Consider the following 572-nt stretch of genomic DNA (forward strand, 5'->3'; position numbering starts at 1 on the left):
TTGTACTTTTCCATTAGCTCTTCTAAATAGGGCTGTTTTTGAATACATTGTCTACATACTTTTGATGTAAAATTCAGAAGTAATACTTTCCCTTGTAACTCATCAGGCGAGAGGCTGTCACCTTCCAAAGTCAACAAGTCAAAGTCATTCAACATTATAGTAGAATAAACCGAAGGTGGAGTGATACTTTTATTATATTGAATGGGAGGAGAAACAACAAATCCCAAATAGTAAATAGTTAGCGAGAGCAACGAAAAACTTAAAAAAATACGTTTTCTATTCACAGGAAATTTTAGACATACTCCTATCAAATATCCAGATATAGCAAAAAGAAAAGAAACTGGGAAATAAAAAGGAAACAAGAAAGCATTTGTAAAATATCCGAATACATAAATAGCTACTGATGGAATCAAAAAAACCACAAAATCAGCCACCTTAGTAGTAAATATTTTTAGGATATATCCTGACAAAAGAAATAAAAAACTCGATACTAAAAACAGGATATAATTGGCGTTAAAAGTAAGCGTATAATTTACTAAAAATTGCACAATAAGTCCCAGAAAAGATAATAG

The 572-nt window shown here is 30.8% G+C and carries 1 protein-coding gene; it reads right to left on the bottom strand.

Annotated elements, in window-relative coordinates:
* The coding region (locus ACLD7X_RS18020; protein ID WP_425625469.1) for a TlpA family protein disulfide reductase at positions 1-572 on the bottom strand (572 nt) is incomplete at both ends.

Origin of the sequence: Aphanothece microscopica RSMan92, from assembly GCF_046613545.2 — a bacterium.
GTDB lineage: Bacteria > Cyanobacteriota > Cyanobacteriia > PCC-6307 > Cyanobiaceae > NIES-981.